The organism is Vibrio maerlii, assembly GCF_003415655.1.
In the GTDB taxonomy this organism is placed as follows: Bacteria; Pseudomonadota; Gammaproteobacteria; order Enterobacterales; family Vibrionaceae; genus Vibrio; species Vibrio maerlii.
The window spans coordinates 501,588-516,456 of sequence record NZ_QRHC01000003.1 but is presented as its reverse complement, the minus strand read 5'-3'; the positions used below and the strand labels follow the sequence as shown (position 1 = coordinate 516,456).

Annotated in this window: 13 protein-coding genes and 2 tRNA genes; 12 read left to right on the top strand and 3 right to left on the bottom strand. The window is 45.5% G+C overall.

Annotated features, from left to right (window positions below; all coding sequences use genetic code 11):
- Positions 1 to 90 precede the first annotated feature (90 nt).
- Positions 91 to 1,380 carry a peptidoglycan DD-metalloendopeptidase family protein gene (locus DPF91_RS06750; protein WP_117233662.1) on the bottom strand — a complete coding sequence of 430 codons (1,290 nt, stop codon included), beginning with the start codon at positions 1,378 to 1,380 and terminating at the stop codon, positions 91 to 93.
- A 127-nt stretch (positions 1,381 to 1,507) separates the two neighbouring features.
- Between DPF91_RS06750 and tyrS the strand changes: the two genes are divergently transcribed.
- Together tyrS and DPF91_RS06740 are read left to right on the top strand one after the other, a co-directional pair.
- Positions 1,508 to 2,695 carry a tyrosine--tRNA ligase gene (gene tyrS, locus DPF91_RS06745; protein WP_117233661.1) on the top strand — a complete coding sequence of 396 codons (1,188 nt, stop codon included), beginning with the start codon at positions 1,508 to 1,510 and terminating at the stop codon, positions 2,693 to 2,695.
- A 469-nt stretch (positions 2,696 to 3,164) separates the two neighbouring features.
- Positions 3,165 to 4,010, top strand: a complete 846-nt coding sequence (locus tag DPF91_RS06740) for a magnesium transporter (RefSeq protein ID WP_117233660.1) — start codon at positions 3,165 to 3,167, stop codon at positions 4,008 to 4,010.
- A gap of 68 nt (positions 4,011 to 4,078) precedes the next feature.
- Here the strand turns inward: DPF91_RS06740 and dacB are convergent, their stop codons facing one another.
- Positions 4,079 to 5,488, bottom strand: coding sequence for a serine-type D-Ala-D-Ala carboxypeptidase (gene dacB / locus DPF91_RS06735; protein WP_241033776.1), 1,410 nt, complete (start codon positions 5,486 to 5,488; stop codon positions 4,079 to 4,081).
- Between the two features lie 303 nt (positions 5,489 to 5,791).
- Here dacB and greA point away from each other — a divergent pair, with 303 nt between their 5' ends.
- Complete coding sequence (greA, locus tag DPF91_RS06730) at positions 5,792 to 6,265, top strand: transcription elongation factor GreA (RefSeq protein WP_117233659.1); 474 nt, start codon at positions 5,792 to 5,794, stop codon at positions 6,263 to 6,265.
- A 133-nt stretch (positions 6,266 to 6,398) separates the two neighbouring features.
- On the opposite strand, the gene yhbY is transcribed toward greA, so the two are convergent.
- On the bottom strand, positions 6,399 to 6,695 hold the full coding sequence (yhbY, locus tag DPF91_RS06725) for a ribosome assembly RNA-binding protein YhbY (protein WP_117233658.1): 297 nt from the start codon (positions 6,693 to 6,695) through the stop codon (positions 6,399 to 6,401).
- Positions 6,696 to 6,842: 147 nt separating this feature from the next.
- On the opposite strand from yhbY, the gene rlmE reads away from it, so the two are divergent.
- The 9 genes from rlmE (at position 6,843) to nusA (ending at position 14,864) form a co-directional block, all read left to right on the top strand.
- Positions 6,843 to 7,472: a 23S rRNA (uridine(2552)-2'-O)-methyltransferase RlmE gene (gene rlmE / locus DPF91_RS06720; RefSeq protein ID WP_117233657.1), complete on the top strand. Its 630-nt coding sequence runs from the start codon at positions 6,843 to 6,845 to the stop codon at positions 7,470 to 7,472.
- A 106-nt stretch (positions 7,473 to 7,578) separates the two neighbouring features.
- Positions 7,579 to 9,537: an ATP-dependent zinc metalloprotease FtsH gene (ftsH, locus tag DPF91_RS06715; protein ID WP_206355544.1), complete on the top strand. Its 1,959-nt coding sequence runs from the start codon at positions 7,579 to 7,581 to the stop codon at positions 9,535 to 9,537.
- A gap of 77 nt (positions 9,538 to 9,614) precedes the next feature.
- Positions 9,615 to 10,445, top strand: coding sequence for a dihydropteroate synthase (folP, locus tag DPF91_RS06710; protein WP_117233655.1), 831 nt, complete (start codon positions 9,615 to 9,617; stop codon positions 10,443 to 10,445).
- A gap of 23 nt (positions 10,446 to 10,468) precedes the next feature.
- The gene (gene glmM / locus DPF91_RS06705; protein ID WP_117233654.1) at positions 10,469 to 11,806 is read left to right on the top strand and encodes a phosphoglucosamine mutase; all 1,338 of its coding nucleotides are present in this window, start codon (positions 10,469 to 10,471) and stop codon (positions 11,804 to 11,806) included.
- 260 nt (positions 11,807 to 12,066) lie between these two features.
- Positions 12,067 to 12,402 carry a preprotein translocase subunit SecG gene (gene secG, locus DPF91_RS06700; protein WP_117233653.1) on the top strand — a complete coding sequence of 112 codons (336 nt, stop codon included), beginning with the start codon at positions 12,067 to 12,069 and terminating at the stop codon, positions 12,400 to 12,402.
- 32 nt (positions 12,403 to 12,434) lie between these two features.
- Positions 12,435 to 12,518, top strand: a tRNA-Leu gene (locus tag DPF91_RS06695).
- 55 nt (positions 12,519 to 12,573) lie between these two features.
- Positions 12,574 to 12,650 (top strand) — tRNA-Met (locus DPF91_RS06690).
- A 219-nt stretch (positions 12,651 to 12,869) separates the two neighbouring features.
- Entirely contained in the window at positions 12,870 to 13,325 is a 456-nt protein-coding gene (gene rimP, locus DPF91_RS06685; RefSeq protein ID WP_117233652.1) for a ribosome maturation factor RimP, read from the top strand.
- Between the two features lie 51 nt (positions 13,326 to 13,376).
- Positions 13,377 to 14,864 carry a transcription termination factor NusA gene (gene nusA, locus DPF91_RS06680; RefSeq protein WP_117233651.1) on the top strand — a complete coding sequence of 496 codons (1,488 nt, stop codon included), beginning with the start codon at positions 13,377 to 13,379 and terminating at the stop codon, positions 14,862 to 14,864.
- Positions 14,865 to 14,869 lie beyond the last annotated feature (5 nt).

The window sequence follows — 14,869 nt, the reverse complement described above, 5'->3', positions numbered from 1 at the left end:
ACATCAACCCTTCAAAACTCTAGCTCTCTAGCTCTCTAGCTCTCTAGCTCTCTAGCTCTCTAGCTCTCTAGCTCTCTAGCTCTCTAGCTTTTACCTCGTCGCTAACAATTGCCCATATCGCTCCAGGTTATCTAAACGAATCTTCGCATTGGCAATAAAGGTTTGCTTGGCTTTGCCCGTCAACGATTTAGATTGTGGTAGCTTTACAGTTCTTGGGTTCTTATGCACACCATTCACTAGGAACTCATAGTGTAGGTGAGGGCCGGTTACACGACCGGTGCCACCAAGGGTACCGATAGTCTGGCCTTGCTTAACGCGTTGCCCTTGCTTCACTGAGCGACGCTTAAGGTGCAGATACTTAGTGATGTAGGTGTTGCTGTGTTTAATGAACACATAGTTGCCGTTGAACTGGTTATACGATGACTTGGTTACAATACCATCACCGGCAGCCCAGATTGGTGTGCCCACTGGCGCGGCGTAGTCTGTACCTCGGTGCGCACGCACCTTACCAGTCACTGGGTGACGACGGTTCGGGTTGAAATTCGAGGTTACACGGCGGAAGTCGACGGGTGAGCGCAAGAAGGCTTTCTTCATTGCTCGACCATCTTGGTCGTAGTAATTTCCGCTCTTATCGTCGTAGATTGCCTTAAATGTGTCGCCTTGGTTGGTAAACATTGCAGCGATGATACGCCCACGGCCAATGACTTCACCCTCTACCACTTTTTCTTGATAAAGCACTCGGAAGCTGTCGTTGCTACGAATATCCAAAGCAAAGTCGATATCCCAACCAAAGATACCAGCCAATTCCATAATTTGGTTTGCGGTTAACCCTGCACCAACAGCAGCATTCCAGAAGTTCGAGGTAATGGATGCTTCGGCGTAGTTGTACTGGTAGTTCACTTCTTTTTTATCGATAGAAGAGCTGAAACCAGAGTCTGAACGGGTAATCTTGTAGGTCTCAAACGCACTGATTTTTCGCGTGATTTGAATTAAATCGCTATTTTCATCAAAGCCAAAACTAAGCACATCACCAGGGCGTAAGCGTGTCAGCTGCTTTTCAATTTCTTTATCAGAAGTCACCAATTGATGCAAAAGGCGAGGTGAGAGTCCGATACGTTTGAATAGCAGCGCTGCGCTCTCACCGGATTTGACGGTGTGCTTTTCCCAGCGCAAAACCGCGACTGGTACTGCCGTATTGGTGATATCTAACGCTTCCATGTTAATGGTCAATGGGTAGTGGCGACCCACTTCCAGTTGATTTTCAGTGTTGCGAAGCTCATTGGCATCCGGCAAAAAGAACAGTGCAATGACGATAACGGCACTAAAAAAAGCAATTAGGGCTCGGTGAATCCAGGGAAGACGAGCAAAAATGGACAACATGTGAGGTTCGTTTTGCAAAAATTGTGAAAATAAAGAATTCCGTAGTCTAACTGGTTTCAAATAACATCGCTATTCGAGTAGACTGTCGAATTATTATTTTTTGCCAAATCTGTGGGAGTAAACGAGAATGGCGAGCATTGAAGCTGCACTAGCCGAGATTAAACGCGGCGTTGAAGAGCTAATTCCAGAAGAAGAACTGATTGCCAAGCTGAAAGAAGGCCGTCCTCTACGAATCAAACTAGGCGCCGATCCAACAGCACCTGATATCCACCTTGGTCACACAGTAATTTTGAACAAGCTTCGTGCGTTCCAAGAGCTAGGCCACGACGTAACATTCCTAATCGGTGATTTCACCGGTATGGTTGGTGACCCAACGGGTAAAAACACCACGCGTCCACCACTAACTCGTGAAGACGTTCTAAACAACGCTGAAACGTACAAGCAGCAAGTTTTCAAGATCCTAGATCCTGCAAAAACTAAGATCCAATTCAACTCTGAGTGGCTATCTGAGCTAGGTGCGGAAGGTATGATTCGTCTAGCGGCGAACCAAACTGTAGCACGCATGCTTGAGCGTGATGACTTCAAAAAGCGTTACGCGAACAACCAGCCAATCGCAATCCATGAGTTCATGTACCCACTGCTACAAGGTTACGATTCAGTAGCAATGGAAACTGACGTAGAGCTTGGTGGTACTGACCAGAAGTTCAACCTACTAATGGGTCGTGAGCTACAAAAAGCAAACGGACAGAAACCTCAGGTTGTGCTAATGATGCCTCTTCTTGTTGGCCTTGATGGCGAGAAGAAGATGTCTAAGTCAGCTCATAACTACATTGGTGTGAGTGAAGCGCCAAGCGAAATGTTCGGTAAGCTGATGTCTATCTCTGATGACCTAATGTGGGACTACTACGATCTACTGTCGTTCCGTCCACTAGAAGAGATTGCAAAGCTGAAAGCTGACGTTGAAGCGGGTGAGAACCCACGTAACGTTAAAGTTCTACTTGCTAAAGAAATCATTGCGCGATTCCACTCTGAAGAAGATGCAGAGAAAGCTGAGCAAGAATTCGTGAACCGTTTCGCTAAAAACCAAATCCCAGATGAAATGCCTGAGTTTGAGTTTGATGCAGGCCGCCCTGTAAGTAACCTACTGAAAGAAGCGGGTCTATGCCCATCTTCATCTGAAGCAATGCGCATGGTTAAAGCAGGCGCTGCGAAGATCGATGGTGAAAAAGTTGCAGACAGCAAGTTCGCACCAGAAGCAGGCACTTACGTATTCCAGGTTGGTAAGCGTAAATTTGCTCGTATCACGATCAAGTAATTATCCCCGTAGATAGTTCACTTTGATAACAAAAGGCAGCCTGATGGTTGCCTTTTTATTAACCTAATCCTGACAAAACACTTTCTACAAACTTGTGTAGAATACGCCTGCCGCAAATCGTGCGGTGGTTTCGGAGACTTATATGAACACTATCGACCATCCTCCCAGTTTGGAGAGGGATGTACTAGCAGATTGTAAATAGGCTATTTCGGTATTCGTTGTTCGATCTACCGCAATGGTAGATTTCTACTCTTCTATTTTTCCCTCCCCTAACTCTTTGTTGCATTGCTATGTACCGTCATCCTCGAGCGAGAGTCGACGAGTGCATCGGGGATCTGTTTTATCGACTACTTCGCTGTAGTGATCGCTTTTTAAAAGATTCCCTATCACGTTCGTTCCTCACTGTAGGGAATAATGACGAGATGAAAGTGCAACACGATGGTCGTCTACGCTAATCGGGAGATTCGCCATGACGGTATTAACCAATAATTATATTAATGATTCACAGCTATTTTCTTTTGAGGAAATTGGCGCAGCTCGTAATGCGTTTTTGCAGTATGAGCTAAGTAAACAAATTCAGTTGCTCACGGTCATGCCTATTGAAGAGGCAGTGGCAATCATGAGTCAATGCAGTGTGTCCCTTGTGCAAGAGTGGATCAATGAGCTCGAGCTCACCGGCCATGACAAGCGTGCTCGACACTTTGCACACCAATTAGGTTTTATCCATTCAGAGGCTGAACCAACACGTGGTTATTTGCAAACCAGCGTGATGGAACATGTTAAGCAAAGAATCGGTTGGATTATTTCCCTTGCTTTATTGGGGATTGTTTCTGGCCTGATCATCTCTCATTACGAGGACACGTTAAGTCAGCTTGTACTGTTAGCTATCTATATGCCAGTCATAGCCGCTGCGGGTGGTAATACCGGCTCTCAAGCAGCGACCTTGGTCGTTAGGGCTTTAGCTACGGGTGAAGTGAAAAAGCGTCAGTGGTTGCAAGTGCTTTGGAAAGAGAGTCGAGTAGCGGTGTGTCTTGCATTTGCTATCTCTGTGGTCATCGTTGCTCGCATCATGTTATTCAGTGCTGAGACTTCAACGGGTGGATTTGAACTGGAGCTCATTGCCTTGGCGATTGCTGTTGCTCTGTTTATTCAGGTGACGATATCTACGACGCTAGGTGGAGGGTTACCTATTCTTGCCCGCGCTTTTAAGCTCGACCCTGCGGTACTCGTGAGCCCTGTGCTTGCCTCTGTGGTAGATATATCAGGGATGTGGATTTACTTTTCGGTCGTTAACTACTTCTTAAATATCGGATAAACCTCAAACATCCTCTACTCTTAAGTGATACCAAAACGGAGCTTATTTAGCTCCGTTTTGTTTTCCAGTTATTGGCTTTGTTCGACCACTTGTTTGTAAAAGGCTTTTTCAAAGCTCACGATAGGGGCCTCTACTGGTTTATTACTGTCCAATTTAGGTGGGTGATAATCGGTGACGAACTGAACGAATAAGGTACTTGGTTTACCCTGTTTATCTAATCCAAACCCAGCCATATTAGAGCTACCATAGAGTGAGCCACTCTTGGCGATAAGATTGCCCTTAATCGGTGACTTTCGCATACTGCGACGATATTTCAGAGTGCCCTCTTCACCAGATTTTGGCATCAACTCAATCAGCCCGAGCTGATCATTGTGGTTGTAGATGTAACGCAGGATTGCACTCAGATCACTGGCAGTCATTTTGTTGTTGCGCGACAACCCAGAACCATCAGCCAGTTTTGCATCGTTGATATCGATTCCGGTGTTTGAATAGATGATCTGTTTGATTGCTTCTGTGCCATTGCTAAAGCTTCCAGCTTGCAGATAAAACTTGTGACCGATGGCTTTAGTGATGTTATCTGCATATAGGTTGTTGGATTTCTTGAGCATGGTTTCAAGCAATGTGTTGAGTGATTCGCTGCGGTGTTCGGCAATCTGTTGTGCTTCTTGCTGAGGCTTACCTTGCTTTATTTGTCCATTCAACGTCATACCGAGCTGGCGCATCTCTTGGCGAATTACGGCTTGGGTATAGAGCGTGGTATTTTGCACCGCAAATTTAAGCGGTAGTGGCTTGTCTCGCTTCACTAAGCAGCCGGAGATTTGGTATTGATTATTGGCAGATGGAACAAGCTCCAGGTCGCAGTGTCGTGATTCTTTTTGTTTTTTGGAGAGCGTAACTGCGTTGGTTGAGACAGAAATAGGCTGATGCTTCGGAACAAAAACCGAAGTCGCTGAACCATTCTTATCGGTTGATATTGATGCTTGTACACAGTTGCCATCGAGACTGATCGCACTCGAAGGTGCGCTATAACAGACACCAAGTATATCCCATGGCCAGCCAACTGCTTTCTCATAGCCACTGAATACACTGTCATCTAACCAAACGTGGTTGATGGTTGTATGCCCCTGTTCTTTTGCACTGTTGAGCAAGCTACGGATATTTTCACGTTCAAGCGAAGGGTCACCAGAAAACGTGATGACTAAATCACTGTCTTGCTTATCGTTTTTGAGCGCGCTAATCGATGTATTAAAAGTGAATGCCTCACCTAGCTCCAATTTAGCAGCCAAGGCAGTGACGATCTTCAATGTGCTCGCTGGTGGGTAAAAGCTATTCTCGTCTTGAGTCAGTGTTGATACCGAGCCATCTAATGGTGCAACAACCAGAGCAGACCGACTGCCTGAAGGGAGTAAATCAGACGGTGGCGCTGAAAAAGCCATAGACGAAAAGACGCTGAGTGCGACGAGCAGGGGGGAGCGCATCATATGAAGCCTATTCCTTTAGAATCAATCAAGAAGTGTAGTTTGCTATGTGCGATTTACAAAGCAAGTGCCAGTATGCGTTATATGACAATGGAATCCTATAACAGTATTCGTTCATTGTTTGGATCAAGCAAATTTGCCCGGTTCGTGAACTGAACTTGATGATTTAACCGAGAAGTTTGTTTACACTAGAACAAATCAAGTATTTATTCCCTTCTCACTTTTAGCTTCAATTAGGCTGATACAAGTGGGCGGGTTTTTATTGTTCAAAGTTATCGTTAAGCTTTGGCTAGAGGTTATAAAATGGAAAAGGTTCCAATGACTGTACGTGGCGAACAAGCGCTACGTACAGAGCTAGATCGTCTACTTAAACTACGTCCTCAGATTTCTGAAGCTATCGCTGAAGCTCGTGAACTGGGTGACCTTAAAGAGAACGCAGAGTACCACGCAGCTCGTGAAGAGCAGGGTATTTGTGAAGCTCAAATCCGAGATATCGAATACAAGCTTTCTGTTGCTCAAGTAATTGATGTCACTAAGATGGACAACACTGGCAAAGTTATCTTCGGTACGACTGTCACCGTTATCGATGTTGATACAGATGAAGAAAAAACTTACCAAATCGTTGGCGATGACGAAGCAGACATTAAGTCCGGTCGTATCTCTGTGAGCTCTCCAATCGCTCGTGGTCTGATCGGTAAGATGGAAGGCGACGAAGTGATTATCTCTACTCCAGGTGGCGATAAAGATTTCGAAATCGATAAAGTAGAGTACATCTAATCCACAAATAGATTTGTGAGAAAAATAGTTGTAACAAAATACAAAAAAACACGGCTAAATAGCCGTGTTTTTTATGTTCAGTCGTAACTGAAATCGAAAGACAAACCGTTAGCGATGGTTTGTGCTCGCGTGATTACTTGCGAGGGATTTCGATTTTACGCTCTTCAGATTGACGGAAAAGTACAAGAACTTTACCAATCGTCTGAACTTTTTCTGCACCAGTTTCACGAACAATAGCGTCGATAATCAGTTGCTTAGTCTCACGATCTTCAGAAGCAACTTTAATTTTGATCAACTCGTGGTGGTCTAGTGCGATTTCAATTTCCGCTAGAACAGCTTCAGTTAGTCCATTTGCGCCCATAAGCACGACAGGTTTTAGACTGTGTGCTAGGCCTTTTAGATGCTGCTTTTGTTTTGTGCTTAGGTTCATTACGCGGCCAATTTTCTTTAGAATAAGGGTTGAAAAAAGCTATTTTAACGCCATCTATTGGCAATGACTATATTTTATTGATCAATAGATTTTCCCTATTGCAGTTATAGTAGTAACAAGTCCAGTTTCTTTCTTATTAGGATTAGAATGAGTAAACAAAAACATTCAGCGAGCTCTGGTCGCTGGTTGAAAGAACACTTCGATGATAAGTTCGCCAATGAAGCTCGTAAGAAAGGCTACCGTTCTCGCGCTTATTTCAAAATTGAAGAGATTCAAAACAAAGACAAGCTATTTTCTCCTGGCATGACAGTGGTTGATTTAGGTGCAGCACCTGGCGGTTGGTCACAGTATGCAGCTAAGATCGTTGGAGACAGTGGTCAGATCATTGCTTGTGACTTGTTACCAATGGATCCAATTGCAGGGGTGAGTTTTCTGCAAGGCGATTTCCGTGATGAAGCGGTACTTGACGCACTGCTTGAACGTATCCAACCAGACATGGTGGATGTGGTGATGTCGGACATGGCTCCGAACATTGCAGGAAATAATTCTGTCGATCAACCTAGAGCAATGTATCTTGTTGAACTAGCTTTAGATATGTGTCGACAAGTTCTAGCTACCAATGGTAGTTTCGTAGCAAAAGTATTCCAAGGTGAAGGCTTTGACCAATACGTGAAGGAAGTACGTAGCATGTTTAAGGTGGTAAAAATCCGTAAGCCTGACTCTTCCCGAGCTCGTTCACGAGAAGTATTCGTTGTAGCGACTGGTTACAAAGGCTAACCATTCTAGTTGGAATGTGAATTTTACACTGTAGCTACAGGTTACAAACTGTAGTACCCTACCTTTAATTACAATTAGTTATCGAGAGGCTGACACCTTGAGTGACATGGCAAAAAATTTAATTCTGTGGCTAGTTATCGCGGTAGTCCTGATGTCGGTTTTCCAGAGCTTTGGCCCTGGGGAAAACAACGGGAAAAGCGTAGATTACACCACGTTTGTACAGGAAGTTGGCCAAGGCCAAGTTCAGGAAGCTCAATTCAATAATATGGAAATTACCTTCACTCGCCGTGGTGGTGGTAAGTACGTAACGTACATGCCAGTTTATGATGACAAGCTGCTTGATGACCTAATCAACCAAAATGTGAAAGTACAAGGCACGCCTCCAGAAGAGCAAAGCCTGTTAGGTACTATCTTCATTTCTTGGTTCCCTATGATCTTACTTATTGGTGTGTGGATTTTCTTCATGCGTCAGATGCAAGGCGGCGGCGGCAAAGGCGCTATGTCCTTCGGTAAGAGTAAAGCTCGTATGATGAGCGAAGAGCAAATTAAAACGACTTTTGCTGACGTTGCTGGTTGTGACGAAGCTAAAGAAGACGTTAAAGAGCTAGTTGATTACCTTCGCGACCCAAGCCGTTTCCAAAAGCTGGGTGGTAAGATTCCAACGGGTGTCCTAATGGTAGGTCCTCCTGGTACGGGTAAAACACTACTGGCGAAAGCGATCGCTGGTGAAGCGAAAGTACCGTTCTTTACTATCTCTGGTTCTGACTTCGTAGAAATGTTCGTTGGTGTAGGTGCATCTCGTGTGCGTGACATGTTCGAACAAGCGAAGAAAGCTGCGCCTTGTATCATCTTCATCGATGAGATTGATGCCGTAGGTCGTCAGCGTGGCGCTGGTGTTGGTGGTGGTCACGATGAGCGTGAGCAAACACTTAACCAAATGCTGGTAGAGATGGATGGTTTTGAAGGTAACGAAGGTATTATCGTTATCGCGGCGACTAACCGTCCAGACGTACTTGACCCTGCACTACTTCGTCCTGGTCGTTTTGACCGTCAAGTTGTGGTTGGTCTACCAGACGTTCGTGGTCGTGAGCAGATTCTTAAAGTACACATGCGTAAAGTACCTCTAGCGGGTGACGTAGAGCCATCTCTGATTGCTCGTGGTACTCCTGGTTTCTCAGGTGCTGACCTTGCAAACCTAGTAAACGAAGCGGCTCTATTTGCTGCACGTGGTAACAAACGCAACGTTTCTATGGTTGAGTTCGAACTTGCGAAAGACAAAATCATGATGGGTGCGGAACGCCGCTCGATGGTAATGTCTGAAGAGACGAAAGAGTCTACAGCTTACCACGAAGCAGGCCACGCGATTGTTGGTCGCCTAGTGCCTGAGCATGATCCTGTGTACAAGGTATCGATTATCCCACGTGGCCGTGCGCTGGGTGTGACTATGTACCTACCAGAACAAGATCGCGTAAGTATGTCTCGTCAGCACCTAGAATCGATGGTTTCTAGCCTGTACGGTGGTCGTCTAGCGGAAGAGCTTATCTACGGTGCTGACAAAGTATCGACAGGTGCTTCTAACGATATCGAACGTGCAACAGACATCGCTCGTAAGATGGTGACTCAGTGGGGCTTCTCCGAAAAACTTGGTCCTCTACTATACGCAGAGGAAGAAGGTGAAGTATTCCTAGGCCGTAGCGTGACTCAGACCAAGCACATGTCTGAAGACACTGCTAAGCTGATTGACGTTGAGGTTCGCAAGATCATCGACCGCAACTACGACCGTGCTAAGAAGATCCTTGAAGATAACATGGATATCATGCACGCGATGAAAGATGCGTTAATGAAGTACGAAACCATCGACGCGGGTCAGATTGATGACCTGATGGAACGTAAAGACGAAATCCGTGAGCCAGCAGGCTGGGTTGAACAAGCTCAAGCACAAGAAGCTAAGGCGGCTGAAGCTGAAAAAGCAGCTGAGCCTAAAGAAGCTGAGAAACCTGCAGCGGAAGCTGAGCCAGAAGCCAAAGCTGAAAGCACAGAAGCTGATAAAAAAGACGCAGAATAATTCCTGCTCTGATTAAACAAAACCCCGGGGAGACTCGGGGTTTTTTCTATTTACGGTTTATTGATAAGGATGGATGTATGAAACTTATCAGCAAAGACAAACAGTTAGACCTAAGCCAACCTGTGGTGATGGGCATTCTTAATGTTACACCGGACTCGTTTTCAGATGGCGGTAAGTTTAACTCGTTAGACAATGCGTTAGATCAAGCGCAGAAAATGGTTGAGCTTGGTGTCGGTATTATTGATATCGGTGGTGAATCCACCCGTCCAGGTGCCCCTGAGGTGGCTCTTGAAGAGGAGCTTCAGCGCGTTATCCCTGTCATTAAAGCGATTAAACAACGGTTTGATATCTGGGTATCTATTGACACTAGTAAGGCTGAAGTGATGCGCCAGGCTGTTGCTGCTGGAGCGGACTTAATCAATGACGTTCGTGCTTTGCAAGAGCCGGGAGCACTCGAGGCAGCTGCAGATGCTGGGGTACCGGTTTGTTTAATGCATATGAAAGGTCAACCACGAACAATGCAGCAAAACCCGCAATACGATGAAGTGATTGGTGAGGTGGCAGAATTCTTGGAAGAGCGCGTAGAGGCATGCGAAGCGGTCGGTATTGAGCGTCGACAGCTTATTCTTGATCCGGGCTTTGGTTTTGGAAAGACGCTAGAGCACAACTACCGATTGCTGGCAAACCTTGAGCACTATCATCAACTAGGCTTACCGATTCTTGCTGGTATGTCGCGAAAGTCGATGATCTTTAAATTATTAGATAAACAACCCGCTCAGTGTGTGGCAGGCAGTGTGGCTTGTGCTACGATTGCAGCAGCAAAAGGGGCGCAGATTATTCGAGTGCACGACATTGAAGAAACCATCGATGCAATGAAAGTCACCTCGATGATACTAGCGAACCAATAGAATAAAAAGTTAAGGAAAAACCTATGTCGAACAGACGTTATTTTGGTACTGATGGAGTACGTGGCAAAGTGGGTCAATACCCGATTACTCCAGATTTTGTACTTAAGCTTGGTTGGGCTGCTGGCCGCGTACTTGCAAAGCAAGGCACTAAGAAAGTTATCATCGGTAAAGATACCCGTATCTCTGGTTACATGCTTGAGTCTGCGTTAGAAGCCGGCCTAGCTGCCGCGGGTCTTAAAGCGACCTTTACTGGTCCAATGCCAACACCTGCAGTGGCTTACTTGACTCAAACATTTCGTGCTGAAGCAGGTATTGTTATCTCTGCTTCGCACAACCCATACTACGACAACGGCATAAAATTTTTCTCATCAGAAGGAACTAAACTGCCAGACGATATTGAGTTGGCAATCGAGGCTGAACTTGATAAAGAGATTGAGTGCGTAGAGTCAGCAATGTTAGGTAAGGCTAGCCGTCTTGTTGACGCGGCTGGTCGCTACATTGAGTTCTGTAAGAGTACTTTCCCACATGAGCTGAGCCTTAAAGACCTGAAGATCGTTGTGGATTGTGCTCATGGTGCCACTTACCACATTGCTCCGGCAGTATTTTCAGAGCTTGGTGCAGAAGTGATTGCAATGGGTGTTGAGCCTAATGGTACTAATATTAACCATGAAGTAGGTGCGACGGATACTCGTGCGCTTCAGGCACGTGTTGTTGAAGAACAAGCTCATTTGGGTTTAGCTTTTGATGGCGATGGCGACCGTATCATGATGGTTGACCACTTGGGTAATGTGATTGATGGGGACCAGATCGCTTATATCCTTGCACGCGATGCGCTTCGCCGTGGTGAACTAAAAGGCGGTGTGGTTGGTACTTTGATGACTAACCTAGGTATGGAAAACGGCCTAAAACAGCTAGGTATTCCATTTGTTCGTGCTGCTGTGGGTGACCGTTACGTAATGGAGCAGCTAAAAGAGAAAGGCTGGAACATTGGCGCTGAAAACTCAGGCCACGTCATCCTACTGGATAAAGTGACGACTGGTGACGCGATTGTTGCTGCGCTTCAGGTGCTTGCTTCTGTTGTTGGTAGCGATATGACTTTGCATGATCTGTCTCAAGGCATGACACTTTACCCTCAAGTGCTAGAAAACGTTCGTTTTGAAGGTGATTCAAACCCATTAGACGAAGAGGCTGTTAAAGTAGCGACTAAAGAAGTGGAAGCTGAGCTGGGTGAGAAGGGTCGTGTGCTTCTTCGTAAATCGGGTACAGAGCCACTGATTCGCGTAATGGTTGAAGGGGAAGATGCTGAGCTTGTTAAGGCTTCAGCCGTTAAGATCGCCGATGCAGTGAGGGCGAGCTTCTAGACCTTGTGGTTTTAGAAAAATAGAAATGCATAACTAAACCTTGTACTGAACCGACGGTTAGGTGCAAGGTTTGTGCTCTTTTTGACCGTTTGAGTCAAAAGTTTGGGCTTTTTATTAATTTCTCCTTGTCAGCGTAATAGGCTTTCGCTAGTATTGCTCGGCCTTCGGTAAGGAGGTCGCTAGCCTTGTTCTTAAAAATAAGTTTTTAACCGATTTTTAAGAAACGCGCTGGCTCAACAATTTGGAACATAGGTGGAAACATGTTTACAGCTCTACTTGTGATTTACCTGTTGGCAGCGCTTGGTGTAATTGGCCTTGTGTTGATTCAACAAGGTAAAGGCGCAGATATGGGAGCCTCATTCGGTGCTGGTGCTTCAAACACAGTGTTTGGCGCGAGCGGCTCAGGTAACTTCCTAACTCGAATGACTGCAATTTTTGCAACAGTATTTTTCATCATCAGCTTAGTGCTTGGTAACATGTCTACGCATAAAACCGAGTCTCAGTGGGTTGACCCAACTCAAGGTCAAACTATCCAGCAAGCTGAAGATGCAATGAGCGAAATTCCTGCTGAAAACAGCAACGAAATTCCTCAATAAGTCTTTGAGTCTTAACTCAAAGCGATTTTGATGCCGAGATGGTGAAATTGGTAGACACGCCAGCATGAGGTGCTGGTGCCTTTGGTGTGAGGGTTCGAGTCCCTCTCTCGGCACCATTATTTTACAAACTTGTAAAACACCTAGTAGGACGTATAATGTTCTCTAGTCGGACGCGGGGTGGAGCAGCTTGGTAGCTCGTCGGGCTCATAACCCGAAGGTCGTCGGTTCAAATCCGGCCCCCGCAACCAATTCTCTTTAAAGAGTTAAGTTCTCATTAAAGAAAGTGGACAAGTTTGTGCAGTGGTTCCCCACTGCGGTTAAGAAGAATTTCTTCTTAACATATAAGGGTCCAGCAACAAAAAACCCCGACTTACTCGGGGTTTTTTGTTATCTGAACATTAGTGTTTGGGTAATGCTTGGAATTTAAATTGGGCTCTATGCCCTTTTTTTGTTTCTGGAGTGGTTAAATGACTGGTTTAGAAAGACAACTTACTGAAATGCTTGAAGCTCCTGTAGAAGCAGCAGGCTACGAGTTAGTTGGATTAGAGTTTATTCGTGCGGGCGAGCACTCAACACTACGAATCTACATCGATGCGGAAAATGGCATCACGGTTGATGATTGTGCTGAAGTAAGTCATCAAGTGGGTGCTGTACTTGATGTTGAAGATCCGATCTCTGTGGTTTACAACTTAGAAGTGTCTTCTCCAGGTTTAGAAAGACCACTCTTCAAAGCTGAACACTACACCCAATTTATTGGTCACGAGGTTAACCTCGTATTGAAAATGGCAGTTGGCAACCGTCGTAAGTGGAAAGGTACTATTCACTCTGTTGACGGTGAAACCATTGCTGTAACTGTTGATGGGCAAGAAGAAGACTTCATGCTAAGCAACATTTCAAAAGCTAACTTAATCCCTAAATTTTAGTTTTTAGAGAAATAAGCTCTAGAAAAATTAAAAGCTGAAGAGGCTAGATAAATGAGTAAAGAAATTTTAGCGGTAGTAGAAGCTGTTTCAAACGAGAAGGCTGTACCTCGTGAGCGTATTTTTGAAGCGCTAGAAATCGCTCTTGCTACATCAAGCAAGAAAAAACACGAAATGGAGATTGAAGTTCGTGTTGAAATCGATCGCAAAACAGGTGAATTCGAAACTTTCCGTCGTTGGGAAGTTGTAGAAGAAGTTGAATTCCCAACAAAGCAGATCTCTTTAGAAGCTGCGAAGTTTGATGATCCAGAGATTGAACTTGGTGGTTTCATTGAAGACGATATTGAGTCAGTAACGTTCGACCGTATTACGACTCAAACTGCTAAGCAAGTTATCGTACAGAAAGTACGTGAAGCTGAGCGTGCACAAATCGTTGAGCAGTTCATCGACAACGAAGGTGAGCTAGTAACTGGTGCCGTTAAGAAAGTTAACCGTGACACAGTTATCCTAGACCTAGGTAACAACGCAGAAGCAGTTATCCTACGTGATGACCAACTTCCACGTGAAAACTTCCGTCCAGGTGACCGCGTTCGTGGACTACTATACAAAGTAGCGCCAGAAGCTCGTGGCTTCCAACTGTTCGTAACTCGTTCTAAGCCTGAAATGCTTGCTGAGCTATTCCGTGTTGAAGTACCGGAAATCGGTGAGGAGCTAATCGAACTGAAAGGTGCGGCTCGTGATCCAGGTTCTCGTGCTAAGATCGCAGTGAAAACAAACGACAAGCGTATCGACCCTGTTGGTGCGTGTGTTGGTATGCGTGGTGCACGTGTACAAGCTGTATCTGGTGAGCTTGGTGGTGAGCGTATTGATATCGTGCTTTGGGACGATAACCCAGCTCAATTCGTTATCAACGCTATGGCACCAGCTGACGTTGCTTCTATCATCGTTGATGAAGATGCACACTCAATGGACATCGCGGTAGAAGCCGACAACCTAGCTCAAGCGATTGGTCGTTCTGGCCAGAACGTACGTCTAGCGTCTCAACTGACTGGTTGGGAACTCAACGTAATGACGGTTGAAGACCTAGAGAAGAAGCACCAAGAAGAGTCTGTTGCTTCAATCGAAAACTTCATGAAGCACCTAGATATCGAAGAAGACTTCGCTCAACTGCTTGTTGAAGAAGGCTTCTCTACGCTAGAAGAAGTGGCTTACGTTCCAGTAAATGAACTACTTGAAGTTGACGGTCTAAACGAAGAGATCGTTGAAGAGCTACGTAACCGTGCGAAAGATGCACTAACGACTCAAGCGCTAGCACAAGAAGAGTCTTTCGATGGTGTAGAGCCTGCTGAAGACCTACTGGGTCTTGAAGGTCTAGAGCGCGAAATGGCGTTCAAACTAGCAGCGAAGGGCGTAGCAACACTAGAAGATTTAGCCGACCAAGGCATTGATGACCTAGAAGGTATCGAAGGTCTAACTGAAGAGCGTGCAGGTGAACTGATCATGGCTGCGCGTAACATCTGTTGGTTCGGTGACGAAGAATAATATCA